This is a genomic window from Candidatus Nealsonbacteria bacterium, from assembly GCA_019923625.1.
Taxonomy (GTDB): Bacteria; Patescibacteriota; Minisyncoccia; order Minisyncoccales; family RBG-13-42-11; genus JAHXGN01.
The window spans coordinates 16,184-41,433 of the sequence record JAHXGN010000002.1 but is presented as its reverse complement, the minus strand read 5'-3'; the positions used below and the strand labels follow the sequence as shown (position 1 = coordinate 41,433).

The 25,250-nt window shown below is 35.6% G+C and carries 23 protein-coding genes; 13 read left to right on the top strand and 10 right to left on the bottom strand.

The genetic code is table 11. From position 1 onward, the window contains the following. Window positions 1–583, top strand: a 583-nt coding sequence (locus tag KY055_00635; GenBank protein MBZ1345143.1) for a hypothetical protein, incomplete at its 5' end; no start/stop codon positions are given. Between the two features lie 34 nt (window positions 584–617). Beyond that, the gene (locus KY055_00630) at window positions 618–2,150 is read left to right on the top strand and encodes a YifB family Mg chelatase-like AAA ATPase (GenBank protein MBZ1345142.1); all 1,533 of its coding nucleotides are present in this window, start codon (window positions 618–620) and stop codon (window positions 2,148–2,150) included. A gap of 14 nt (window positions 2,151–2,164) precedes the next feature. On the opposite strand, the gene KY055_00625 is transcribed toward KY055_00630, so the two are convergent. Beyond that, window positions 2,165–3,307 carry a M23 family metallopeptidase gene (locus KY055_00625; protein ID MBZ1345141.1) on the bottom strand — a complete coding sequence of 381 codons (1,143 nt, stop codon included), beginning with the start codon at window positions 3,305–3,307 and terminating at the stop codon, window positions 2,165–2,167. 1,271 nt (window positions 3,308–4,578) lie between these two features. Between KY055_00625 and KY055_00620 the strand changes: the two genes are divergently transcribed. From KY055_00620 to KY055_00585, 8 genes are read left to right on the top strand one after another with little or no spacing between them, the layout of a single operon-like run. Then, entirely contained in the window at window positions 4,579–6,027 is a 1,449-nt protein-coding gene (locus KY055_00620; protein ID MBZ1345140.1) for a pilin, read from the top strand. Between the two features lie 4 nt (window positions 6,028–6,031). Next, on the top strand, window positions 6,032–6,706 hold the full coding sequence (locus KY055_00615; GenBank protein MBZ1345139.1) for a hypothetical protein: 675 nt from the start codon (window positions 6,032–6,034) through the stop codon (window positions 6,704–6,706). Window positions 6,707–6,732: 26 nt separating this feature from the next. Then, window positions 6,733–7,710: a hypothetical protein gene (locus KY055_00610; GenBank protein MBZ1345138.1), complete on the top strand. Its 978-nt coding sequence runs from the start codon at window positions 6,733–6,735 to the stop codon at window positions 7,708–7,710. A 52-nt stretch (window positions 7,711–7,762) separates the two neighbouring features. Continuing rightward, window positions 7,763–9,757: a hypothetical protein gene (locus tag KY055_00605; protein MBZ1345137.1), complete on the top strand. Its 1,995-nt coding sequence runs from the start codon at window positions 7,763–7,765 to the stop codon at window positions 9,755–9,757. A gap of 21 nt (window positions 9,758–9,778) precedes the next feature. Beyond that, window positions 9,779–10,177 carry a hypothetical protein gene (locus KY055_00600; protein MBZ1345136.1) on the top strand — a complete coding sequence of 133 codons (399 nt, stop codon included), beginning with the start codon at window positions 9,779–9,781 and terminating at the stop codon, window positions 10,175–10,177. Between the two features lie 3 nt (window positions 10,178–10,180). Then, entirely contained in the window at window positions 10,181–10,585 is a 405-nt protein-coding gene (locus KY055_00595; protein ID MBZ1345135.1) for a PrgI family protein, read from the top strand. A gap of 4 nt (window positions 10,586–10,589) precedes the next feature. Beyond that, on the top strand, window positions 10,590–11,228 hold the full coding sequence (locus tag KY055_00590; GenBank protein ID MBZ1345134.1) for a hypothetical protein: 639 nt from the start codon (window positions 10,590–10,592) through the stop codon (window positions 11,226–11,228). A 10-nt stretch (window positions 11,229–11,238) separates the two neighbouring features. Continuing rightward, window positions 11,239–13,023: an ATP-binding protein gene (locus tag KY055_00585; GenBank protein ID MBZ1345133.1), complete on the top strand. Its 1,785-nt coding sequence runs from the start codon at window positions 11,239–11,241 to the stop codon at window positions 13,021–13,023. Here the strand turns inward: KY055_00585 and KY055_00580 are convergent. Genes KY055_00580 through rpmH form a run of 4 tightly spaced genes read right to left on the bottom strand, consistent with a single transcriptional unit; the run spans window position 13,020 to window position 14,748 of the window. Then, entirely contained in the window at window positions 13,020–13,493 is a 474-nt protein-coding gene (locus KY055_00580) for a KH domain-containing protein (protein MBZ1345132.1), read from the bottom strand. The genes KY055_00585 and KY055_00580 overlap by 4 nt on opposite strands. A gap of 2 nt (window positions 13,494–13,495) precedes the next feature. Then, window positions 13,496–14,254, bottom strand: a complete 759-nt coding sequence (locus KY055_00575; protein ID MBZ1345131.1) for a YidC/Oxa1 family membrane protein insertase — start codon at window positions 14,252–14,254, stop codon at window positions 13,496–13,498. Then, window positions 14,251–14,592, bottom strand: coding sequence for a ribonuclease P protein component (gene rnpA / locus KY055_00570; GenBank protein MBZ1345130.1), 342 nt, complete (start codon window positions 14,590–14,592; stop codon window positions 14,251–14,253). The genes KY055_00575 and rnpA overlap by 4 nt, the downstream gene beginning before the upstream one ends. Window positions 14,593–14,613: 21 nt before the next feature. Further along, window positions 14,614–14,748 carry a 50S ribosomal protein L34 gene (rpmH, locus tag KY055_00565; protein MBZ1345129.1) on the bottom strand — a complete coding sequence of 45 codons (135 nt, stop codon included), beginning with the start codon at window positions 14,746–14,748 and terminating at the stop codon, window positions 14,614–14,616. 312 nt (window positions 14,749–15,060) lie between these two features. On the opposite strand from rpmH, the gene dnaA reads away from it, so the two are divergent. Beyond that, on the top strand, window positions 15,061–16,413 hold the full coding sequence (dnaA, locus tag KY055_00560; protein MBZ1345128.1) for a chromosomal replication initiator protein DnaA: 1,353 nt from the start codon (window positions 15,061–15,063) through the stop codon (window positions 16,411–16,413). A 175-nt stretch (window positions 16,414–16,588) separates the two neighbouring features. Further along, window positions 16,589–17,734, top strand: coding sequence for a DNA polymerase III subunit beta (gene dnaN / locus KY055_00555; GenBank protein MBZ1345127.1), 1,146 nt, complete (start codon window positions 16,589–16,591; stop codon window positions 17,732–17,734). Window positions 17,735–17,867: 133 nt separating this feature from the next. Here dnaN and KY055_00550 read toward each other — a convergent pair whose 3' ends face one another. Further along, window positions 17,868–19,802, bottom strand: a complete 1,935-nt coding sequence (locus KY055_00550; GenBank protein ID MBZ1345126.1) for a PBP1A family penicillin-binding protein — start codon at window positions 19,800–19,802, stop codon at window positions 17,868–17,870. Between the two features lie 39 nt (window positions 19,803–19,841). Between KY055_00550 and tyrS the strand changes: the two genes are divergently transcribed. Further along, window positions 19,842–21,122 carry a tyrosine--tRNA ligase gene (tyrS, locus tag KY055_00545; GenBank protein ID MBZ1345125.1) on the top strand — a complete coding sequence of 427 codons (1,281 nt, stop codon included), beginning with the start codon at window positions 19,842–19,844 and terminating at the stop codon, window positions 21,120–21,122. Window positions 21,123–21,628: 506 nt separating this feature from the next. On the opposite strand, the gene KY055_00540 is transcribed toward tyrS, so the two are convergent. The 4 genes from KY055_00540 to KY055_00525 all read right to left on the bottom strand — a co-directional run bounded on the left by KY055_00540 (window position 21,629) and on the right by KY055_00525 (window position 25,117). Beyond that, window positions 21,629–21,922, bottom strand: coding sequence for a hypothetical protein (locus KY055_00540; protein MBZ1345124.1), 294 nt, complete (start codon window positions 21,920–21,922; stop codon window positions 21,629–21,631). Window position 21,923: 1 nt separating this feature from the next. Then, window positions 21,924–22,478: a YebC/PmpR family DNA-binding transcriptional regulator gene (locus KY055_00535; protein MBZ1345123.1), complete on the bottom strand. Its 555-nt coding sequence runs from the start codon at window positions 22,476–22,478 to the stop codon at window positions 21,924–21,926. Between the two features lie 180 nt (window positions 22,479–22,658). After that, a complete protein-coding gene (locus tag KY055_00530; protein MBZ1345122.1) occupies window positions 22,659–23,777 on the bottom strand; it encodes a lamin tail domain-containing protein in 1,119 nt (372 codons plus the stop codon). A 14-nt stretch (window positions 23,778–23,791) separates the two neighbouring features. Then, the gene (locus KY055_00525; protein ID MBZ1345121.1) at window positions 23,792–25,117 is read right to left on the bottom strand and encodes a GspE/PulE family protein; all 1,326 of its coding nucleotides are present in this window, start codon (window positions 25,115–25,117) and stop codon (window positions 23,792–23,794) included. Window positions 25,118–25,250 lie beyond the last annotated feature (133 nt).

The following is a 25,250-nucleotide window of genomic DNA, read 5'->3' as shown; positions in this document are numbered from 1 at the left end:
GTCTCTTCTTCCCCCTCGCTTCGCTCGGGAGGAAGAAGAAAGAAAAAGAAAAGAAGAAATGGAAAAGAAAGCGGAGGAGGAAAAAAGAAGATTGGAAAAAGAAGAGGAAGAAGAAAGAAAAAAACAGGAAGAAATAAAAAGAAAAGAAAGGGAAATTGAAGAAAAAAAGAAAGAAAAAGAAGGGTTATCAAAGGGAATAGAAGAAATAAAAGAAGAGAAAGAAAATTCTTTAAAAGCTCTTTTGGAAAAAAGAAAAAGAGCCGGAGAAGAAGAAAAAAAAGAAAGAGAAAAATTAAGACAAGTAAAAACAGAGGGGGTTAAAAAAAGGTTGGCCGAACTTCAAGAAAAAGAAGAAAAAGAAAGAAAAAGTTTTTTAGAAAAAGTGGCTGGTAAAGAAGGAGTTAGCCCCAAAACTCCGCTCGGCTCATCTGAATTTGAAAAGTTGGAAATTCCGCCACCCCAAATTGAAATTTTCCGTCCTTTGCCCCAAAAATCCTCGTTGGGAGAAAAAATCTGGATTAGATTAATAATTTTAATTTTAGTTATAACAATTTTGGTTGTTGTTTTTGCTTTTTCTTTTTGATATTTTTAAAATTTATTTTTAAAATTTACTGTTAATGCCTTCTAAAGTTTTTTCAGGAGCAATTTTGGGCTTGGAATCCCAGGTTGTGGAAATAGAAATCAATACCTCTTTTGGGATGAAGTATTTTGAAATTATTGGCTTGCCTGACAAAGCCATTCAAGAATCAAAAGAAAGGGTCGGAAGCGCCATTGAAAGCTCGGGTTTTCAATCACCCCATCACCAGCCCCTGAAGGTCTTGGTTTCTTTGGCTCCGGCCGATTTAAAAAAAGAGGGTTCTCTTTATGACTTGCCCATTGCCTTGGGTTGTCTTTTATCAACTAAAAAAATAAAATTTCAATCGGAAAATAAAATTTTTTTTGGCGAACTGGCTTTAGACGGTAGAATCAAACCAATAAAAGGAGCTTTGATTTTTGCTAATTTGGCCAAAGAAAAAGGATTTGAAGAAGTCCTTTTACCAAAAGAAAACGTCTTAGAGGCCGGCTTAATTAAAGAAATAAAAATAATCGGAGTAAATAATTTAAAAGAAACCATTGAGTATCTGGAAGGAAAAAGGCAAATTTCTTCTTCAAAAACGAATTATGAGGATTTTCTTTGCCAGCCAAATTATCCGCTTGATTTGGGTTATATCAAGGGTCAGGAATTAAGCAAAAGGGCTTTGGAAATTTCAGCGGCCGGCGGTCATCACCTCTTAATGTTTGGTCCCCCGGGTACCGGCAAAAGCTTATTAGCCAAAGCCATTCCTTCAATTTTACCACCCCTTTCTTTTGAAGAATCCCTGGAAGTAACTAAAATTTACAGCATTGTTGGATTTTTATCAAAAGAAAATCCTTTGATTAATTTCCGGCCATTTCGCTCTCCCCATCATACTTGTTCCGAAGTAGCTTTAATTGGCGGCGGCAATCCTCCCCGGCCAGGTGAAATTACTTTGGCTCATCGGGGGGTTTTATTTTTAGATGAATTTCCCGAATTTCACCGCGATGTTCTGGAAAGTTTAAGACAGCCGATTGAAGAAGGTAAAATTATTGTCTCCCGGTCAAAACATTTTCTGACCTTCCCCAGTCGTTTTATTTTGGTCGCAGCCACCAATCCTTGCCCCTGCGGTTATTTCAACGACCCGGAAAAAAAATGCAACTGCACCAATTCTCAAATCAGAATGTATCAAAGAAAGCTTTCCGGACCCTTAATGGATAGAATTGATATTTTTATTAGTCTTCCTGAATTAAGGTATGAAAAGCTGGTAAGCCCTGACCAAGAAAATTACAGTCAAGAAATCAGAGAAAGGGTGCAAGAATGCAGGAAAATTCAAAGAGAAAGGTTTTTAAAGGAAAAGACCAATTCGGAGATGGAAATTCCGGAAATAAAAAAATATTGCCAATTGGATTTGGCAAGTCAAAATCTTTTGAGAAAATATGTTGAGGCCAGGAAGTTGTCAGCCCGAGGCTATCACCGGGTTTTAAAAACAGCCAGAACTATTGCTGATTTGGACAAGGCTGAAAAAATTTTATCCGACCACTTAAATGAATCCTTAATCTATCGGCTAAAAGAAGGAGTTGATTTTAATTATTAGTTTTATTGGTAAAATTATTGCCTGACAAAAGGATTTCTGGCTTGCCTGACTTCAAAATGAAGATGGCAACCGGTTGAGGTTCCGGCTCCTGGAGCGCCTGGTTGTCCACCCATCAGGGCAATAATTTGGCCCTGGGAAACTCTATCGCCCGGATTGACAAAACTGGTTAAAAGATGACCATACATTGTTATTGTTCCATTGGGGTGTAAAATTGTCAGGTGGTTGCCTGCTCCGCCGAAAACGTCTCTTGAGACAGATTCGGTTAATTTAACCCTCAAAACTGTTCCAGCAGCCGCAGCAAAAATTTGATCTCCGCACCGACCGTCAAAATCAACCGCATTGTACCAGTGTAGACCCTGGCTAATCCGAGTAGAAACAGTCGGGTAAATAAAATAATTGGAGGGTAAAGGAACGGCCAAAGCCGACTGAGAAGCAAGTTTTGTTGAAGAATAAGGTTTTTTCCCGTCGGGAATAATTAAAATATCGCCGATAAAAATATCATCTTCTTTAATAAGATTATTAAAGGTAATAATCTGGCTAATTTTTCCTTGATATTTTTGAGCGATTTCAGAAATCGTATCGCCAGCCCTAACATAATGAATTACTCCGGAAACCGGCAGAATAACCAATTTTTGACCCGGTTGGATTTTTGAATTCTTATTTAAATTATTAGCCCAAAGCAGGGTCTCTAATGTTATATTAAATTTATCGGCAATCAACCAAAGGTTGTCTCCTGGTTCAACAAGATATTCAATAATTCCCCTTGACTCCTGAAAAGAAGAGTCCTGTCCGGCAAGAACCGCCAAAACCTGTGGAGTAATTATTAAGGGTGGAGAAATTCCTTTCAAGCTGTTTTTTTCAATTAAAATCGGGCTGGGAACTTCCAAAGAAGTTTTTCCGGAAAAATTTAAAAATAAAAATTCTACTTGATTGGAGTTTTGATTTTGTAAATTAAAAAAGGGGGGAAGAAAATTTTGAGCTGCGATTTTGAAATTTTTGTTTAAATAAAAAGAGCTAAAATTTAAAATTCCGAATAAAATAAGGGAAATCAGCCAAAAATAGCAAAAAGGGTCTTTTTTTAAACCCCTTAAAAACTTTTTCGCCCTCTTTAAAATTTCTTTCGGTCTTAAAAATATCTTTAAAAGCGAAATTATCATTCTCTTTCTCTTTTTTTAGTTTAATATCCTGGTCTTTAAATGTCAAGGAGTTTATCCACAGCTCAAAGACTGGATAAATTTAACCAAAAGTTTTAAAATTTAATAATGAATAAAAATATTAGCCTTATCTTTGTTTTAACTGTTCTGGCGCCCATTTCTTTATTTTTTCTATTTTTTCTCGGACATTCTTTTGCAGCTACCACACCGCCGCTTGAAAAGCCTGCCTGTCCTGAGCCGCCTCCTGCACCAAGTTGTAATGAATGTCCTTCCTATTCAGATATTGAATACCAATGCATAGGAGAATGTCCTGATGCAAAGATTCAAAAAAGAGAAAGAACATGCCAAAGGGGAAGAACGGGCACTGCGGAAAGAATAAAAGACGATAAAGGCTGCACCACAGGGTGGAGATGTGTAAATTGGATCTCTTGCGATTCTTGCCCTGCTTGGCCGCCTGAAGGTGGCTGGAATAACCACAAAACTTGCTCTGGCTGGCAAAAATGTATTGATGATGCATCTCTAAAAACTAAACCCTCTTGCCAATGCGCCGGCCAATGTCTGGAAACTCCAAAAAATCCAAGATATTACTATAATCCCAACTATCCTACCGATCCAGCTAATCCAGAGCCGAGCCAAGACCCAAATAACATCCTTCTCCCGGTAAAATTGGACTGGGATGATGTTGCTTACTGGAAAGCCTTACCTGATGGCCCCCAATCTTACCGAATAACAATCGGAAATACCCGACCGACTGATCCCCATTCCAATTATTCGCTGATGTCAGAATTTATTCCGCCTTCCTGTACTTTAAAATCAAACACCATCCACCCTTGGCAAGTCCAGGCTTGTTGTACCATAGACGGCCAAAACTGCGGACCGGCAAGCAGTTGGAGTTTTACAACCAGTTCTGCGCCTGAACCCATTCTTCCTTTTGATCCTGATTGGCAGGGCCTAGAAAAAATGGCTGAGAATGAAAAGTTAAATCTCATTCTTAGGTGGTGTCCGTTCTATTTTCAACTCCCAGAAAGAGGTTATCAGAGACCAATGAGTTATAGATTGTTTTTTCATAAAATATCTTATAGAATAGAGAGTGGAAAAATAAAAATAATAAAAGAAGAATGTCATCCTGAATTAAGACCGGTCCTGCCCGGACAAAATTGCCGGTCAAAAATACTAAGGACTTGGCCGGGCCGGCATCCTGAACCTAAATTTTCCAACAAGGACCATGATCATGTTTTTTCACCAAAGAAGATAGAAAAGGAAAACCGCCTTTTGTGGCTTGGGGTTGGCAAGTTAGCGCTTGTCGATATTGGGCTGGTACTGTTTGTTCTGAAAAAAGCCAGAAATGGCTGTTATCAATTGAAGATACTCTTTCAGAACCTGTTTTATTTTCACCGCCAAATGATCCGGCAGGGAAAACTCCAATTGGTCTTCCAGTTTTATTAAAATGGCACAAATTTTTAGGAACAAATTCTTGGAATTATCAAATATATGAAAGGAACCAAACAACTCCGGCCACCGGCACAACCCAAGTCTCTAATTTAAGATTTGATTATTCTGAACTTAAACTTGATACTTTTTATACTTGGAGGGTTCAGCCTTGTTGGGATTATGAGGGGAAAAAATGTGAGGCCTTTTGGTCGGAGGATTCTATTTTTAGAACCACTGGCCGGCCGCCAGAACTTATTTATCCTCTGACTAACGCAAATAATGTTCCTATTCCGGTCAATTTTAAGTGGGAAGATGTGCCTGGGGCCAAATCCTATATTTTTAAATATATTTATATTTCAAAAATTGAGGATCTTAATTTAAGTTTGAAAAAAATATTAGAAGAACCAGAGATTTACCTTGATCCTCCACATCCAGGTTTGGTTTTAGTAGAATTAAAAAAAATATTAGAAAAACCAGGAGTTTCCCTTGATTATCCAGACCTAATTTTAGAAAAAGACTACTTCTGGCGGGTAAAAACCTGCGCCAGAGCAAAAGGAGAACTTTGCGGCCCTTGGAGTCCTTTAAGAACTTTTAAAACTTTTAAGCTTCAGACTCCAATTAATCCTAAGCCAGGAAATAACACGACTGTTTTTACAGGCGACCGTCATTTTTTTTCCTGGGACAAGGTTGATGGCGCTGTTTCTTATCAATTTAAAATAAAATATATTTTCCTTTCTGAAGAAGAAAACAAGCCGGAATGTCGGCCAAAAGTTAACCAGGAAATTATTAAAATAATACCATTGAACTCTCAATTTTATCCCTTAGAATGTAAAGGAGAATACCAATGGCAAGTCAGGGCTTGTTTGGATAAAGATTGTCGGGAAACCGGCAAATGGAGCGATTGGTTTTTTAATCTGACTAGCAGAAAGGCGGCGCCGGGTTGGGGCGGTTTGGTCCCCTGCGGCCGAGATTATGACAATCCAGACACTGACTGGAATGAAACCGACTCCTGCCAATTAAAACATATTTTTATAATGGTAAAAAGTATTATTGATTTCTTTTTGTGGAGAGTGGCTCCCTTGATTTTAGTTGTCTTGGTAGTAATCAGCGCCCTGATTCTTTATTTTTCTCTCGGTAAAGCCGAAGCCCTAATTCAAATAAAATCTTTGTGGAAATCAGCCGGAATAGGTTATCTTGTTATTTTTACTGCCTGGTTTCTTGTTTCTTTTGTTTTGCTTTTATTCGGCTATCAGGTCGGACTTTTTGGCCCCTGGTGGCGGATTAATTTTTAAAATTATGGAGAACAAGAAAAACGATAAAAAATTACTTTTTTTAACCTTATTCTGCATTCTTGTTTTAAGTTTGGTTACTTATTGGCGTTTTAAAAATTTTCAAGAATCTTTGCCTGAAATCCAACTGCCTCAATTTAAACTGCCGAAGGTTGAAATAAAACCGCTTCTGCCGATAAATGAATTTTTAGAAGAAAATTATAAAGAATTTGTCAGTCAAGATAAAAAATTTAAAATGAAATATCCAGCCGGCTGGACAGAGGGAAGAAAAGAGTTATTATTAGGGTTGAATAGAGAAAGAATAAAAACAGATGAGAACGAAGGGGGTAAAATTTTATTTTTCAATCATAAAATGAGGGTGAAAGAACCTTTTCTTTCTTTTTTAATGGTTTGGGAATTCAAAGGAAAACAAAATTTGGAAAATTTTCTGGAAAAAATAAAAAAACAACACCAAGGAGAAAGGGAAGTAATGGAAATTGTTGGTTTGGAAAAAGGGGAAGATTTTATTTTTTTTGAAGCTGTTTACCTAAGAGAAGGTCATCCTTTTTTCTCTTCAAAAGAAAAAATAATTTGGGGGAAAGAAAAAACCTATTTAGTTTCGTTTTATGTTTCGGGAATTGAATGGGGAGAATCAATCAAAGAAGCCGAATTTATCTTTGACTCAATTGTTATTGCTCAATAATTTTTTTTGTTCTAAAATAAAAGAAGATGAAAAATTCTACTAAAAAAATTATTTTTGCCTTAATTGTTTTGGGATTTTTAACCGTCTCTTTTGAAGCCTGGGCTTTGCAACTGGACTGGCCAGACTCACCCCTTGGAACACCATTAGGCGATGATAGTCAACTTACTGACCTGGTTCAATATCTTTACGAATGGGGAATTTTTTTGGGCGGAATGGCAGTTTTTATCGCTCTCTTAATTGCCGGTTTTCAATATCTAACCTCTGTCGGCGATCCGACAAAAATGAAAGAGTCCTGGAACCGAATTCAATCAGCTTTCTTTGGTTTGGTTTTACTTCTAAGTTCCTTTTTAGTTTTACATACTATTAATCCAGAATTAACCGTTCTCAGGCCCCCTGTTTTTAAACCAGGATGGGAGGTTGAGGAGGGAGAAAAAAAACCAGGGCTTGACGAATTACTGGGTATTCCCTGTGATAAACTTGAGGTGGTTGTTGGCAAAACAGAGAAAGAGTTAAAAGACGGCACGGCACACTCCCTTTTCCCACTTGATTGTGTCAGCGTGGGTACGGGTTGGCTCCAGCACCCAATATTACATATACGATCCAAGGCATTTATTGGTGGAGAAAGGGCTCATGCCTGCGCTGGCTTATTAATGCTTTATTCAGGAGCTAATTGCAAAACAGAAATTACCTCTCTCCCGCCCAATACTTCTTATTTTAAATCCGGAACAGAGATAAATAGCATAATGCTTTTTGTGGAAAAAAAAGAAGACCCGACCGCTATTGGTTGCACCCTTAAAGCTAATCCTGCTACTATTTATCGTCCAAGAGAAGTAACTATCACCTGGACAACAAGGAATGCTGATAGTTTTTCCATTGAACCGGCGATTGATGCTGAACCATTAGAATTAAACGGTTCTAGAACCTTTCAAATAGCCAAAACCACTACTTATATACTGGTACCGCCCTTGATTCTGTTACCGGTAAAAAAGAAACATGTAGCATAAAGATAAGGGTATATAGATAGAAGATCCGGTCTTTTAAGAAATAAAAAATATTATGTCTATTAAGCCCAAATACTTATTTGTCTTAATCTTAATACTCTTGCTTTTGCCCGAGATAGGTTTTGCCTTTTGGGGTGGTTTTTTCGATTATTTCAAAAAAATATCTGGCCTGGTAGAAGAAAAGGCCGGCCCGATATCAGCCTTCTTAATTCAGATGATAATTATTTATCTTCTTGCCTTGATATCTCTTTCGTTTACCGCAAGTTTGCTTAATAGGGCAATATTGGGAAGCCAAGAGTTGCTGACTATTCAAGATAATCTTTTGATAGCCAGGGGTTGGGATTTTACAGCCGGCCTGGCTAACCTCTTTATTATTTTGATTCTTTTAGCCATTGCCTATGCTTTTATTTTTAAAATTGAAACTTATGGTTTAAAAAAGGCCTTACCTAGATTAATTATTGTCGCTCTCTTGCTGAATTTCAGTTTGCTTTTTGTGGCAATTTTGGTTGATATTTCCAATATTCTTTTCAATACCTTTTTACCAAGGGGCGGGGTTGGCGCAATAATAAATCCTTTACAAGATAGGATGTTAGCCGGCTTGGGGAGTATGACTGCCAATATTTCTGTTATGGTTGCTAGTTATCTCATACCTTTTGTTGGTCCTTTTACTCAATTTGCCCTTGTTGCTACTTGGCTTGCTGCTTTTCATACAACTCTTCTGGTTTGGGTTTTTCAGGTTGTTATTGCTTTTATTTTAAGCGGCGTTTTTTTAATTTTTGCGATTTTGTTTATTGTTAGGGCTTTTCTTGTTTGGATATTAGCAATACTTGCTCCCTTGGCTTTTATTTGTTTAATTTTACCAGCCACGCAAAAATACTGGACACTCTGGTTCAAAACTCTTCTTGAATGGCTTCTTTTGGGAGTAATACTTTTATTTCTTATGGTTTTGGGAATGGGGGTTGGCGAACAAATAGTGCCTAAAGAAACGCCCGGTGTGGTTGAAACAGTTGTCGGTTGGTTTATTCTTGACCAATATGTTCTTTATTATATATTTTTGGCTATTTATTTTGCAGTAACTGCTTTTATTGTTAAAAAATTTATGCCACAAGGCGCTCAGGCAATGATAGACCAGGGAAAGGCCCTAATCGCTCCTGGCGGGCCTCTAACAAAAATGGGTAGTTTAGCTTTAGGGGCCTTAAAAACACAAGCGGCTCAACAGGCTCAAAAAGGTGAAGAGGCAGAAGAAAGACAAGAAAAACAAGAAGAATCAGGGAAAACACTAACCTTTGGTCAAAAAGTCGGTATTGGGGCGGCAAGAGCAATGGGTTTTGCTTCCAGTTTAGGTTTTCGAGCTGCTGGAACTGATTATAAAGCCCACTTGGAAAAAGAAGAATTGAAAAAAAAGGAGGGGGTAGATGAAGAAATGAAAGGACTTAGTGGCGATGCTAAAGCTGATTCTCTTTTGAGTGAAAGAAGTGATAAAAAACGTCAATTTATAATAGAAAATATGATTGAAAACGAAGATGTGTCAGATATTCAAAAATTAATAGATTTGGGAAAAATAGATAAGGATAAGATGCTTGAGGTAGCTGAAAAAATGGGAAGGACTCGTTTAATAAACGCTGCTTTTCCAATACTTTCTTCTCAAAGATCTGGAGAAACATTAGATGATGCGGTTTCGAAAATTAAAAATCCTAATCTTAAATTTATTTCAAATACCGACATAAAAAATAACCTTTTTATAGAAACATCCTTAAAAACCTTTTCAGCTGAGCGAATGAACTCTTTAATTGCGGCCAAAGGAGAAATAGCAGTAAATAGTATTCGTGATTGTCTTAGCCAACAAGCTGATCCCAGAGATTACATTGAAAACGTACTAAAAAATCCAGGTTTAATCAATTATTTTGAAGAAGGACAGGGCCAAAGACTCTTTGGACACATAGTCCCCACTCCTACTACTCCACCTCCTATCACCACTCCACCTCCTACCACTACTCCACCTCCCGGCTGGAAGCCTGGACCTGGAGGAATGTGGGTCCCACCGCCATAAAATTATTAATTATGATAACTTATGCCAAAAGAATATAGTCAAGAAGAACTTTGGAAAATTTACAATCTGCTTCCCCAAGAATTACAAGAAGCGATTTTTTCAGCAGAAATCACGGAAAATATCAGAAATATCTGCCTTAGAAATGAAGTTAAAGAAGAAAAAATCAGCCAGGTTGCCAGAGGAATCGGCGATGTTTTTTTGGGGCTTTTGCCGCCGGCTGATTTTAAAGAGTTTTTAGAAAAAGAAATAAATCTAAAACCGGAAAAAGCAAAGGAGGTCTATCATGAAATCAACCGCTTTATTTTTTTCCCGGTAAAACACAGTTTGCAAGACCTCTATAAAGCCGAAATTATCCTTTCTTTAAAAAAAGAAAAAGAAAAACCGGCTAAAGAAGATGTTTATCGGGAGCCGGTTGTATAAAGTATGCAATTTACTGTTCCACAATTTATTGAAATGGAGCCCAAAATTGTCGGGCCTCTTACCTTGCGCCAGTTTTTCTTTCTGGCTTTTGCCGGCGGCATTTCCTTTTTTCTTTATTACGCTGTTCCCTTTTTTCTTTTTTTAATTCTTTGCCTATTTTTATTCAGCGCCGGTTTTGCTTTTGCTTTTTTGAAAATCAATAGCCAGCCCCTGCCCACGGTTTTAATCAATTTTTTTAAATTCTCGTATTCCGGAAAAAATTATTTTTGGCAGAAAAAAACCATGCCCCCAAAAATTATTAAAAAAGAAAGGGTCAAAGAAAAAGAAGAAGAAACTGTTCCCTTAAAAATTGTTGAAGGGGGTAAATTAAAAAAACTTTCCACTTTAATTGAAATAAAAACAAGATAAAAATGTGGCTTCCTTGACAACTCAACAATTTTTGGAAATCGGCCAGATTAGAGAAGGGATTATTATTTTAAAAAACAGAGCGTTAAGGGGGGTTTTAATGACCTCTTCTTTGAATTTTGCCTTGAAAGCAGAGAAGGAACAAAATGCCATAATTTATCAATTTCAGAATTTTTTGAATTCCCTTGATTTTTCCTGCCAGATTGTCGTTAACTCGAGGCGATTAAATATCACCGGCTATCTTGACAAATTAAAAAACTTGGAATTAAAACAGGAGGACGAATTATTAAAAATCCAAATAAAGGAATATCACAAATTTATTGAAAACTTGATTCAGTCCGGAACAATAATGTTTAAGACCTTTTTTATCGTCATCCCTTTCACTATTTTGGAAGCCCAGGGGATGCCGCTATCTAAATTATTAAAAGCTCCTGCCCTACCGGCTTTAACCAAAGAAGAGTTTTCGCGGTGTAAAAATCAACTTTGGCAGAGAATGGAATTTGTGGCTATGGGTTTAAGAAGATGCGGCTTGCAAGCCGTTCCTTTGACCACTGAAGAATTAATTGAATTTTTCTGGGCATTACATCACCCCAGAGAAGCTGAGTTTGGTTATTATCCGGAAATCCTACCGGAGTTAACCGTCTAATACAAGAACAATGAAATTGCCATTTTTTAAAAAAAAGGAAAAAGCCGAAGATGAAATTTTTAAAATAGAAGAAATCCGGGAGACCGATATTATTGCCCCCTCTTCAATCATTATTGACTCCACTCATATTAAATTAGGCGAAAGGTTTGCCAAGGCCTTTTTTATTTTTTCTTATCCTCGGTATTTGAGTTCCGGCTGGTTTTCCCCGATTATTAATTCGGACATTCCGATGGATATCTCTTTTTTCTTTCATCCAGTTGATACCGGAGCGACTTTAAGACAATTAAGAAAAAAAGTGACCGAAGTTCAAGCCGAAATTAATGAAAGAGAAGAAAAGGGTCTTATTAGCGAACCCTCTTTAGAAATCGCCTATAAAGACATTGAGACATTAAGAGAAAGACTGCAAACCGCTCAAGAAAGAATGTTTAAGTTTGGCCTTTATCTGACTGTTTATGGAGACAGCGAACAAGAACTGAGAAAAATTGAAACAACATTAAGGTCAATTTTAGAAGCCCGCTTGGTCTATATTAAACCGGCTCTTTACCAGCAAAAACAAGGATTTAACTCCTGCGCTCCTTATGGTTTGGATTTGCTTCAGGTTCACACTCCAATGAACACTGACCCCTTATCAAGCTTATTTCCATTTGTTTCTTTTGATTTGAGTTCAAGCGAGGGAATTTTATATGGAATTAACCGTCATAATAATTCTTTGATTTTATTTGAACGTTTTAGTTTGGAAAATGCCAATTTTGTCATTTTTGCCAAATCAGGTTCGGGTAAATCCTATTTTGTTAAATTGGAAATTCTCCGTTCTTTAATGCTCGGAACAGATATTATTATCATTGATCCGGAAAATGAATATCGGTTCTTGGCCGAAGCTGTTAACGGTTCTTTTATAAATATTTCTTTGGCTTCAGCCAATCACATCAATCCTTTTGATTTACCCATTCCCAGAGAAGATGAAAAAGCAGAGGATGTTTTAAGGTCAAATGTGATTAACTTGGTTGGCTTGTTAAGAGTGATGCTCAAGGGATTAAGTCCGGAAGAAGACGCTATTTTAGACAGGGCTTTAACCGAGACCTATGCTGCCAAAGACATTACTCCGGAAACCGACCCTCTTGTTTGGAAAGAAAATTTGCCTCTTTTTTCTGATTTGGAATCGGTTTTGGAGGGAATGGAGGGAACGGAAAGTTTGGTTGAAAGATTAAGAAAATTCACCAAGGGCACTTTTTCCCAATTCTTCAACCAACCAACAAATATCTCGGTTGACAAGTCCTTGGTCGTTTTTGGAATCAGGGATATGGAAGATGAATTAAGGCCAATGGCAATGTTTATTATTATGAGATATATCTGGAATTTGGTCAGGTCAAAATTAAAAAAAAGGATTTTGGTTATTGATGAGGCCTGGTGGATAATGCAATCAGAAGATGGAGCTTCTTTTTTATTCGGAATGTGCAAAAGAGGAAGAAAATACTGGCTGGGGGTAACGACCATTACCCAGGATGTTAATGATTTTATGAGGTCTAATTACGGTCAAGCGATTATTAGCAATTCTTCTTTGCAGCTTTTATTAAAACAATCGCCAGCCACGATTGATGTTGTTCAAAAAACATTTAATTTAACCGAGCAAGAAAAATATTTATTACTGGAAGCGGCTGTCGGGGAAGGAATATTTTTTGCCGGCCAAAAACATGCGGCTATTAAAGTGGTGGCCTCTTATACCGAAGACCAGATTGTAACTAGTTCGCCCGAACAACTGCTAAAAATAAAAAAAGCCAAGGGCTTAAACATTTAAATTTCCGGCTGGGGCAATAAGGGCCGGACAATTATTCTTCTTTCAGGCTCTTTGCCAATACTTTCGGTGGCAATATCTTTTCTTTCGGATAACTCCAAATGAATGATTCTTCTCTGGTAAGCTGACATTGGCGAGAGAATTTTTTCTTTTTGGGTCAAAGCAACTTCTTCGGCAATTGAGTTAGCCAATTCTTTCAGGTATTGAATTTTTTTCTTTTTGTAGTCATTAATATCCAAATCAAGATAAAAAAACGCTTCTATTTTTCTTTTTAAAATTGCTTTTAATAAGTGTTGAATTTCGGACAGGGTTTGACCCCCTTCCCCGATTAAAAGTTGGGGTTCTTCGGTTTTCAAATTAACAATAAAATTTGAATCCGTGAAAGATAAAAATACGACTTCTGTTTCAAAGGCAATTTTTTCAAAAAATTCTTTTATTGTTTTTTTAATTTCTTCAATATCTTTTGTTGTCATTTTTAATTAAACTTAGCCGGACGTAAAACAAAATACTGCTGAATAATGGAAAATATGGTGGTAGCCAACCAATAAATGGCAAGGGCGGCTGGTAGTCCCCAAAGAATAAAAACAGTAAAAATCGGCAAAAAATAACTCATTTGGCTTTGAATTTTTTCTGAAGTTGAAACCTGATGCCCCTTATTTTTTTTGATTCCCAGGGTTTTTGGATTTAATGCTTTAGTCTGAAAAAATTGAGCAATTCCAGCCAAGATGATTAAAATTATATTGGGTAAAAGAAAGAGGTTTTGTCCATTCAGTTGAGCGGTCGCTGACTTGGAAAGGTCAATTATTCCTAAAAAAAGGGGGTTTACCTGACCGGGATTGGGGACGAAATCATAAAGATGAACCATTGATTCTGCCTGAAAGCCGGCTAAAAAAATTTGAAAAAGAGCAATCAAAACCGGTAATTGAATTAAAACGGGCAAAACCCCGGAAAAAGGATTTATTTTTGCTTTTTTATATAATTCTATTGTCTCTTTTGCCTGTTTTTTTATATCGTTTTTATATTTTTGCTGAATTTCTTTTATTTTGGGCTGGAGTTCTTGAAGAAGTTTTTGGGACTGAATTGCCTTAACTCCCAAGGGGTAAAATAAAAGTCGGAAAAAAAATGTTAAAACTAAAATAGCTATTCCAAAGTCACGGCCGGGAAGATAGGTATAAAGTAAAATTAAAAAATTGAAAAGAGGTTGATATAAAACAATATAAAAAAAATCCATCATATGATTATTTTGGCTTTTCTAAAAATTTTGTTCGTTATTTCTTGCGTTTCTTGAAAATCTTTTTTTGCCAAGCCCGGTTGGGCGATTAATATTCCGTCTATTCCCTTTTTTATTTTATCCAATTTTATTCTGACTAATTCTCTTAACTTTCTTTTCATTTTGTTGCGAAAAACGGCTTTTTTGGAAAAATTTTTACTAACAATAAAACCAAAACGGCTGATGTTTAAATTGTTTTGGGCAATTTTCAGAAATAAAAAATCTTCTTTAAAGCCCTGTCCTTCTTTAAAAATCCGTTCAAAGTCCTTTTTCTTTTTTATCCGATTTTCCTTTGATAGCATATTAGTCAACTATTCAAATTGTCAGGCAGCCAGATTCCATCTTCCCTTTCTTCTTCTTTTAACTAAAACCCTTTTTCCATTTTTGGTTTTTTGTCTTTTTCTAAATCCATGAGTTCTTTTTCTTTTTTTCTTTTTGGGTTGATAAGTAATGCTCATATCTCCCAGCATACCAAAAATTAAAAAACTGGTCAATTTCACCCCGTTAGAAGTCTACCCTCACTGAATAGATATTTTAGAGGTAAAAACATAATATTGATATAATAGTTTGTTTGATGGGTTGCAAAAAATTTTTTATCAAAAAATTTTTTGCCAAAGACCTCTAACCGGGTTTCACACTTTTTCCACTGATTATTAACAAAATCCAAAAATTAAGATAAATTTTATTTTCTCTTTTTTTTATTGTATAATGATTTATTTGAAACTATCCAAAATTGAAGCAGATAAACCTTCTTCAATTGGATTAAAAATATGATGTCTAACGAAGAACTCTGGCAGGCGGTTATTGCCCAAATCCAACTTAATATTTCTTCGGCCAATTTTGCCACTTGGTTTAAAAACACAAACATTCTTTCTTTTAATGAGGGGGGTGTTATTGTTTCCGTTCCCAATTCTTTTACAAAAGAGTGGTTGGAAAATAAATACAATAAAATTATTTTTAAAACTTTGCGGGAGATAGACCCTAAAATCAAAGATATAAAATATACGATCACCAAGGGGGGGTTAAAAATTACTAAAAAAACTTCGGAGATTTTGGAACAAATTAATCAGCTTGAATTGCTCGAAACTGGTTTAAATAAAGAGACCAATCTTAATCCTCGCTATACTTTTGAAAATTTCATTGTCGGGCCTTTTAATGAATTGCCTTATGCGGCCGCGACCGCTCTTTGTCAAAACCCTGGTTCGGTCTACAACCCCTTATTTGTCTACGGAGGGGTTGGGTTGGGAAAAACTCACATTCTTCAAGCAATCGGCAATGAAATTATTAAAAATTTCCCCGATAAAAAAATAAAATACATTCCTTCGGAAAAATTCATTTCAGGAATAATTAATGCAATTAAAAACAGGGAAGCTGAAAATTTTAAATCAAAATTCAAAGCAATTGATGTTTTAATTGTTGATGATGTTCAGTTTTTAGCCGGTAAAGAAAAAACCCAGGAAGAATTTTTCCATATTTTTAATGCCCTTTATCAAAAAAATAATCAAATTGTTATTTCTTCCGACCGTTCGCCAAAAAACATCCCTGCTTTAACAGAAAGATTAAGGTCTCGTTTTGAGGGCGGAATGATAGTTGATATTGGAATCCCTGATTTGGAAACAAGGGTGGTTATCTTAAAAACAAAAGCTCAAGAAAAAAAGGTGGAATTTTCAGAAGAGATTTATCATTATATTGCCAGCCAAATTCAAAAAAATATTCGGGAACTAGAGGGATGTTTAAATCGGTTAATAATTCATCAAAAATTGAATAAAACGCCCCTTGATTTGGAATTAACAAAGGTTATTTTAAAAAATATAACCCTTTCTTCTTCCAAAACTGCCTCTCCAAAAAAAATAATTCAGACGGTGGCTGAATTTTATGATTTAAAAGAAAAAGATTTATTGGTTTCCACCCGAAGAAAAGAAATTGTTTTTCCCCGTCAAATTGCTATGTATTTGCTAAGAACAGAGAACAATTATTCTTATCCTTTTATTGGGAAAAAATTTAGCGGCAAAGACCATACCACGGTAATTTATTCTTTTGAAAAAATTTCCCGGGAGATTGAGAAAAATGAAAAACTGGAAGAAGAAATTAATTTAATAAAACAAAGGATTTATAGCCCTTAATATCTTGTTAATTAATACCGGCAAAAAAGTGAAAAAAATGTCAAAAAAACAAATTAAGAAATTATAAACAGGAAAATATATTGAAAATAACCAAACATTCAACCCCTTTTCCCCAATTAAAACAACTAAAAAACACAAAAAAAACAAATAATTAATAATAATAATAAATAAAAATATGATATTAGAAATATTACAAGAAAAACTAAAACAAGGGTTGTTTGTTGTTGAAAAAATTATTACTAAATCAACCACCTTACCAATTTTAAATTATGTTTTATTTAAAACAGAGGGTAATTTTTTAAATTTGTCAGCCACTGATTTAGAAATGGGAATTAGGTGGTGGGGTTTGTCAAAAATTGAAAAACAAGGAAAAATTGTCATTCCTTCCCGGGTTTTATCAAGTTTTATTGGCTTTCTGCCGAATAAAAAAATAACATTAAAAACTAAAGACTTAAATTTTTTTATTGAAACAGAAAAAAATAAAAGCCAAATTAAAGGAATGTCTTCAGAGGAGTTTCCTCTTTTTCCTAATCTAATCACCGAAGAAACAATGGTTTTTGACAGTTTTCTTTTTTGCCGAGGTCTAAATCAAATTATTGATATTCCGGCTGTTTCTTCCTCCCGGCCGGAAATTTCAGGAATTTTTTTTCAATTTAAAAAAGACCACTTAGTTTTAGCCGCCACCGATAGTTTTCGGTTAGGAGAAAAAAAACTTTTTTACTCCGATTTTTTAAAAGAAAAAAACATTCCTTTGGATAAAGAATATTTATTTATTCTTCCTCAAAAAACGGCTCGGGAAATAATAAATATTTTTGGCGAGAAGAAAAGAGATTTAAAAATTTATTTTTCACCCAACCAAGTAACGTTTGAGATTTTAATGGAAGAAACCCCTTTTCCTCAAATTCAGCTTTTTTCTCGCTTGATAGACGGAGAATACCCTAATTATCAGGAAATTATCCCCCAAAAATTTACCAACCAAATTATTTTGGATAAAAAAGAGTTTCTCAATCAAGTAAAAATCGCTTCCCTTTTTAGCGGGAAAATAAGCGAAATTAAATTTAAAATCAACTCCTCAAAAGAGGAAGTTCAGGTTTTCAGCCAATCGGCCGATTTAGGAGAATATCACGGTTCTTTAAAGGCCAAAATAAAAGGAGAAACATTGTCGGTTTCTTTTAACCACCGTTTTTTGATAAATGGTCTTTTAAATATTGAAGGAAACCAAATTATTTTTGAAATTAACGGCCAAGAGGGACCGGCTATTTTAAAATCGGACCAGGATCAAAGTTATTTTTACGTTATAATGCCGATAAAATCGAGATAAACTATAAACCCCGTTAGAAATTTGGTTAATTTTACAAAACTGCCATTTCTCAATACGATTATTGATTAGAATATCGTATTTTATGTCAGAGAAAAATAATTTTTATGAATAAAATTATTTTTCAGTCAGATTTCTAACGGGGTTTATTAAAGCTTTCAACTGGATATTTTTTTAAAATTTCCGTCATAAATGTTCTCCAAATAGGGCCGGCTAAAACAGTACCCGGCTCTCTTCTCATTGGACTATTATCGTTATTTCCCACCCAGACCCCGGTTACATTCCAGGGAGTATAGCCGATAATCCAACCATCGCGAAAATTATCAGTTGTCCCTGTTTTAACCGCTACTTGGTAATTTTCAAAATACATCAAAGAGCGCCGTCCGAAAACCGGAGATCTGGCTTCATCATCGGATAAAATATCGTTAATTAACCGACAAACTTCTCTTTCTAAAACTCTTTTTGGCGCTCTCTTTGATTCTTCAATAATGTTTCCCTTTTGGTCTTCAATTTTTAAAATAAAAACCGGCTTGACCTTCAATCCTTCGGTGGCAAAAACCCCATATGTTGAAACCATTTCCAATAATTTTGTCTCTCCCCCTCCTAAAACCAGAGGAAGCCCATAAAACAAAGGCGGTTTTGTTAAAGTTGTAATACCCATTTCTTTAGACAGTTCAATACTTTCTTTCAGTCCGGCAAAATCCCTCAAAACTTTTATTGAGGGAATATTTAAAGATTGAGCCAGGGCTTGTCTTAAAGTTACCTCGCCCCGGAAAAGCCCGTCAAAATTTCGGGGAATATAGGGGTTGGCCAGGGTGCCAAAATTGGTTTCTTCATCAATTACAACGTCTGTGTCTGTATAACCCTTTTTAAAAGCAGCAGCATAAACAAATGGCTTAAAAGCAGAGCCCGGTTGCCGTTCTCGGATTGCTACATTAGGATAGGGTTCAAATAAACAATTTTTCCCTGGCTGACAATTAAGAGGATAAGGACTGCCAAACCAATCAGCCGAACCAACCAATGCTAAAACTTGACCATTTTTTGGATTAATTGATACTAAGGCAGCATTATGAGCTAAAAACATTTTATTCCTTTCCACTCCCTTTTGAACCGCGGTTTCAGCTAACTGTTGAAGCTGCCAATCTAAAGTGGTGTAGATTTTTAATCCACCCTTTTTTAAGGTTTCCTCATCATATTTTTGAAACAAATAATTTTTTATTTTCATTACAAAATGCGGAGACCTAATTGGTTGGCCGATTCTTCTAAATGTAATTTCTTTGTTTTTAGCTTTTTCCCTTTCTTCTTTGGTTATCTTATTTTCTTGGACCATTCCATCTAAGATATTATTTTTTCTGGCCAACAACCTTTCTTTGTTCGGCCCGTGAGGCGAGAGATAGCTGGGAGCTTGGATTAAAGCAGCTAAAGTAGCCGCTTCTTCCAAAGAGATTTCTGAAACAGATTTGCCAAAATATTTTTGACTGGCTGCTTCCACTCCATAAGCATTGCCACCCATAGGAATTTGGTTTAAGTACCATTCTAAAATTTGCTCTTTAGAATAACGTCTGTCTATTTCTAAAGCCAAAACAATTTCCCTAATTTTTCTCCCCAATGTTCTTTCTCTGGTTAAAAAAGTATTACGAATGAGTTGCTGGGGGATGGTTGAGCCGCCAAAAACCAGTTGTCCGGCTCTTATGTTAAGTAAAATTGAGCGGGAGATTGCTTGAAAATCAATTCCAAAATGGTCGTAAAAATTTCGGTCTTCGGCTATAAGAACCGCTTTTTTTAAATAATCCGGCATTAGTTCTAAAGAGACATAGTCCCTGCTTTCTGGACCATAAATTTCATATAAAAGAATATTGCCGGTCCGGTCATAAATTCTACTTGATTGAATAATTCTTCTCTCGGCGAATTTTTCGGGCCGGGGCAAATCTTTAGCATAATAAACAAATAAAAAAGAAAAACCAAAAAACAAAAATAAAACAAAAAAAAGTCCAAGCTTCCAAAAAGCCCCCCCGCCTCTTTTTTTGCCAAATATTGAATAAATTTTCCGATAATGTTTCCTCTTAGCCATGGTTTACAATTTTTTAAATTTATTTTACACTAAAAAAACATGAAAGTAAACCCCGTTAGAAAAAGTAAAGGTTTAAGCCCAACCCTTCAAAGAAGGGGATTTTCTAACAGGGTAAATAGCCACTCCCAAAAAATCAAAGAGGTTTTAACCCGAGGAGTGGAAAAAATTTACCCCGATTTTCAATCATTGGAAAAAAGACTATTAAGTGGCGAAAAAATCAAATTATATTGCGGCTACGACCCTTCCTCCCCTGTTTTACATATCGGCCATATGGTTACCTTAAAAAAGTTAGCCCAATTCCAATCATTGGGACATGAGGTTATAATGTTAATCGGCGATTTTACCGGAATGATTGGCGATCCCACAAATAAAACAGCCGCTCGAAAAAAAATGAACAGGCAAGAAGTTTTGGCCAATTCTAAAAACTACAAAAAACAGGCAAGCAAATTTTTAAAATTTACCGGGATTAACCCGGCTAAAATACTATACAACAGTCAATGGTTAAACAAGCTAACATTTAAAGATTTGATTGGACTGGCTTCTAATTTTACGGTTCAGCAAATGATAATTAGGGATATGTTCCGAGAAAGAATGAGAAAGAAAAAACCGATATTTTTACACGAATTTTTATATCCCTTGGCCCAGGCCTATGATGGGTTGGCCATGAACGTTGACTTGGAAATTGGTGGCAAAGACCAGACATTTAATATGCTTTGTGGACGTTCCCTGATGAAATCTTTAAAAAATAAAGAAAAATTCGTTTTAGCGACAAAATTATTAACCGATCCTTTTGGTAAAAAAATGGGGAAAACCGAAGGGAATACGATTAATTTAGACGAGAACCCGAAAGAAATGTTTGGCAAAATTATGGCCTGGCCCGACAACTTAATTATTCCCGGCTTTGAACTTTGCACTAATCTAAAAACAGAGGAGATTAAGAAAGTTTCAGAACATCTTAAAAAAGAAAAAATCAACCCTCGGGACGTTAAAGCCAGATTAGCGCGGGAAATTGTCGGGGTTTGTTGTTCTTTTAAAGCAGCCGAAAAAGCAGAAGAAGAATTTGACAGGGTTTTTAAAGAAAAAAAATTACCCCTTAAAGTCCCGGAAACAAAAATTCAAGAAAAAAACCTGTCAATTCTTGATTTATTGGTTAAAACAAAATTGACCAATTCCAAATCAGAAGCCAAAAGAATAATATTGCAAAAAGGACTGAAAATTGACGGTCAAATTGAAAATAACTGGCAAAAAATTATTCAGATAAAAAAGGGAATGATAATTAAGATTGGAAAGAGAAAATTTGCTAAAATTTCAAAATTTTAGTAGGGATAAATTAAAAACCCTGATGACAGGGTTTTTAATTTTAGTTATTTTTACTTTTCTTCTTATTTCTCTTCCTCTTCTTCTTCCTCTTCCTCTTCTCCGGCAGTTTCTTTCTCTTTATCTGTTTCTTCTTCGTCGTCAACCTGATTAATAAAAGATTTTAAGATTTCATCTTGATAAATCATATTTTTAAATAAAACTTCAATTCTTAATAATAATATTTTTAAATAAAATTTTTAAATCAATCGTCGACCTTTTCTTTTCCCGTAAAAACAAAGATGTGTTTTTGAGGGTTCTGTGGATTTATTATAGGGAGACAAAAAGTTCTGTCAAGCCCTGCCCGGTAGTAAAATTTGACAACCCCGCCCTTTCTAAATCTTTCAAAATAATTCTGTTTCCTGAATTATTTTTAGATTGTAATTAAAAATTAAAATTTGGAAACCTTAGAAAGGGCGGGGACTAAGGGTATTATATTTTGCCAAGAAATCTTGTCAAGGGGCAAGCTCCTAAACTATTTCTGTCTTAAATTTTTTCTTTTTTTTTGACCAAACCCAGATTTCCACCGGTAACTTGACCTTTTCATTTTTAAAAAAATTTAAAATCTTTTTCCTCTGTCTAGCCACATTTGGCAAGGTGGTTAACTGAATATATCTCATTTTTTTCTTTCTCAGAGCCAATAAATCGATAATCCCGAAGATATCGTTTTGTTTATAGCGAACTTTAGCCGGATACCAGATTATCCAACCCTTGCCCGTTAATTCCCGAACCGCTTTTTTTCTTATTTCTATCTCTTTTGCCATATTATAATTTTAGATTACTATAAATTTCTTGAACTGCTTCGTTTTCGTCAAGGGCCTCAAAAAGTTTTTGGCAGGACCCTTTTGCTTTTTCATCAACCTCAATTTCTTGTTTTGGCACCCACTCCAAAGAACCCGGTTCTTTTATTTTTCTCTCAAACATCCATTTAACCGCCCCTTCGCCAACAAGTTTTCCGTTATTCTGATTTAAAATTTGTTTGATTTCTGCTAAGGTTCGATTTTTGTTATCGGTAATTCCTTCAATAATAATGGCAATTCCTCCCGGTCCATAGGCCTCAAATAAAACCTTTTCAAGGTTAGATTCTTCTCCACCGCCGGCTGCTTGTTTGATAGCTCGTTCAATATTCTCTTTTGGGAGGTTGAGCTTTTTGGCTTCTTCAATTACAACCCTTAATTTAGAATTGGTCTCCGGATTTGTTCCTCCCTCTTTTGCGGCAACCGAAATCAATCTGGCTATTTTCGAGAACATTTGTCCTCGTTTTTTGTCCGAGATGGACTTATCTCTTTTTATACTTTTAAAGTGTGAATGGCCTGACATACATTTTATTTTATTCTATTTTTTTCCGAAAATCAAGAAACAAAAAAGTCCACTGCCCCGTTAGAAATTTTTGATTCAAAACTATCTTAGTTACAAACTACAAAAGGCGAGTGAATATGCACGGGTGAAACCCGTGTATTTTACTTATCCACAATACTGCTATTTTTTACAATCTATTTTTTATTTTATTATTAGTTTCAATTTCCTTTTGAGGATTAAAATTATTATTCCAGAAAAAATGGCGAGAACGAAGGCAATTAGAAAAATAGAAAGAGATTTTGGGATTTGCCTGCCTAAATGTCCTTGTTTGAGGGGTTGGGCGACTGCTGCCAAACCCTTATCAAGGGGTTCAGTTTTTTCAATTTTCGGTGGTTCTAATTCCGGATCAACCCAGGCCAGCCCTTGTTTTTTAATATCTTCAAGTCGTTTTGGGCTAATACCTTTTATTCTGGTGAGGTCGTCCAAAGAGTAAAAAGGCCTCAAAGAAATTAACTCCTCTGCTCTTACTTTTCCTATATGAACAATTTTGACCAGATCTTTCAAAAGGGCGGTATTAATATCTATTTTAAAGGGGTCGGCCTCTTTAACTTCAGAAGATTGAGGGGGTGTTTTGGCTTCCATTGTTAGGGGCGCGGCCTGCTCTAAAGCCCTTGACAATTCCTTAGCCGGCTCTTGGGGTTTTGGCTCGGGTTTTAGTTCTGGACCGGGTTCTTCTTTAATAATGGCTTCAGTTTTCAATAAAGATGTTTCAAGAGAGGGATATAAATAAAAATCTTGACTATTGTTATTTGTGTTTTGATAATTTCCGTTGAACCTTTTCCTTTTTAACTGCTGGTTGGCAGTTGGATTTTCCGGAAAAGGCGCTCCTTTGACAAAAGGATTTTGGCTTTCTCCCCAGGCCAAGGCGTCAATAATTTTATTTTCCGGATTTAACAGGGCAATACTATTATTTCTGGCTAAAGTTTGGGTGCTCCAGACATCGGCTTTGACACTAAGACGGAAATCGTCTTTAGAATTAGCCCAAAGAAAACATCCTTTGGCTAAAATTTTACTTCCGCTTGGAAAGACTCGGACTGAAGATTCGCTTCCCGTGGAAACTCTTTTCCTTAATCTATAACCAGAAATATCAAGGTTATTACCACCGAGATTATAAATTTTAATAAAATCATTATTGGCCTTTTCTCCCCTAATTTGGACTTCCACGATTATCAGATGATTTATTTCTTGACCATAAACAAAAACAGGGAAAAAACCCGATAAAAATAAAAATATAATAAAAAAGAGACCAGTCATTGACATATTTTAATGTTTTCTTATTCTCCGGTTGCCCTTTCTATTTCTTCAATAGTTGTAATTCCTTCCAAAACCTTGATTAATCCATCTTGTTTCATTAAAACCATTCCCTTTTTGATTGCCAGCGCTTTTAAATCGGAAATTGAGGGGGAAGTTAAAATAAATTTTTCTATTTCTTCATCAACCAAAAAGGCCTCGTAAATTCCAATTCTTCCCCGATAGCCGGTAAAATTACAATCACTACATCCCTTAACCAGAGGAATTTTTAATTTTGAGTCTAATTTTGGAATTTGAACCAAAGAAGAAATTCCGTTTAATTCTTTTTTAATTTTTTCCAAAAATAAAGAAGAAATTGTTTGAAATTCAAGACACTTTTGACATATTTTCCTGACCAATCTTTGGGCTATAGCCATATTAATTGCCGGAGCAATATTAACAGGTTTTTCGCCCAAGGACTGAAGCCGGGTAATAACCCCGGAGGCATCGTTGGTATGAAGAGTAGTTAGAACCAGATGACCGGTCAGAGCGGATTGAAGAGCGATTTGAGCAGTTTCCAAGTCCCTGATTTCACCGACCAAAATAACATCAGGGTCCTGACGAACAATAGCCCTTAAACCATTGGCAAAATTATAACCCCGGCTTGGATTAACTTGAGTTTGAGAAATCCCTTCCAAGCGATATTCAATTGGGTCTTCAATAGTAATGACTTTAATTTCCGGCTGATGAATTCTTTTTAAAAGGGAGTAAAGGGTGGTTGTTTTTCCCGAACCGGTCGGACCGGTAACAATAATCATTCCATTCGGTTGTTTTGTTTCTTTTTTAAAAATCTCCAATAAATCTTTTCTTAATCCTAATCCTTCAATTTCAATTAAGCTTTTGGGATTCAAAACCCTCATTACTATTGCTTCTCCGTATTCAGCCGGCAGGGTAGAAACCCTAATTTCAACTATTTCTTCTTTAAAATTGTTAGCGGTCGGAAACAAAATAGTGAAACTTCCATCCTGGGGTTGTTTGGCGATATTCAATTTTATTTTTGAGAGAAGTTTTATTCTGGAAAGAAGCCCATTATATATTTTATAATCAAAAAAAACGATATCCTGTAAAATTCCGTCTATTCTGGCTCGGATTTTGACCTCTTTTTCTTGGGGCTCTATATGAATATCCGAGGCGCCCAAAATTGTTGCTCCGGTTAAAATAATTTCCAGCAAATCAGTTATCGGTTTTTCCAAAAATGCTTTAATTTCTTTTTTGAAATCGGAAACATTTTTTATTTTTGACTGAATTTCTTGTTGTCTTTTTGTTGAAATTTTTACTTGGCCGGTTATTTTTTGGGAAATTTCATCCATAATTTTTTATAAGGGCGAGGAAATGGAGCGACCGGTCTCAACATTTAGCCCCTGGTTTAAAGTTAGCCCTATTTTTCTCTCCATTATTATTATGATACCATAAAGAGAGCAATTTATCAACGGAATAAATTCA